Annotated in this window: 1 protein-coding gene; it reads left to right on the top strand. The window is 71.2% G+C overall.

The genetic code is table 11. From position 1 onward, the window contains the following. On the top strand, positions 1–788 hold a 788-nt coding region (locus CCN33_RS29615), incomplete at its 5' end, for an aldo/keto reductase (RefSeq protein ID WP_086696422.1). Positions 789–791 lie beyond the last annotated feature (3 nt).

The raw sequence follows: 791 nt of genomic DNA, 5'->3' as shown, positions 1-791 counted from the left end.
CCTACTCGGCCTGGGCCGAGGGCAACCACGGCGGCGAGTCCGAGACGATCATCGGTGAGTGGGTGCGGGCCCGGGGGGCCCGCGACCAGGTCGTCATCGCCACGAAGGTCAGTCAGCATCCCGAGTTCCAGGGGCTGGGGGCCACGAACATCAAGGCCGCCGCCGACGCTTCCCTGCGGCGTCTCGGTACCGACCACATCGATCTCTACTACACCCACTTCGATCAGCCCGAGGTGCCCGTCGAGGAGATCATCGGGGCGCTGGACGAGCTGGTGCGGGCGGGGAAGGTGCGGTACATCGGGGCGTCCAACATCAGCGCGGAGCGGCTGAAGGAGTCGCTGGAGTTCTCCGACCGGGCGGGGCTGGCTCGGTATGTCGCGCTCCAGCCGCACTACAACCTGGTCTCGCGCGACACCTACGAGGGGCCGCTGCAGGACGTCGCCGCGCGTGAGGGGCTTTCGGCCGTGCCGTACTACGCGCTCGCCTCCGGGTTCCTGACCGGGAAGTACCGGCCGGGGGCGACGGTGGAGAGCGCCCGGGCGGGTTCCGCGGCCAAGTATCTGGATTCCGAGCGGGGGCGGAGGGTGCTGGCCGCGCTGGACGAGGTGGCCTCGGCTCACGACACCGCCGTGGCCACGGTCGCGCTGGCGTGGCTCGCCGCTCAGCCGACCGTCGCCGCACCCATCGCCTCCGCTCGTACGGTGGATCAGCTTCCGGCGTTGGTGGAGGTGGCCGAGCTCCGGCTGACGCCGGCGGAGCTGGAGTTGCTGACGGAGGCGTCCGCCTGAGGG

The sequence above is a fragment of the Streptomyces recifensis genome (genome assembly GCF_002154615.1).
Taxonomy (GTDB): Bacteria; Actinomycetota; Actinomycetes; order Streptomycetales; family Streptomycetaceae; genus Streptomyces; species Streptomyces griseoluteus.
This window is presented reverse-complemented; position numbering and strand designations above follow the sequence as displayed.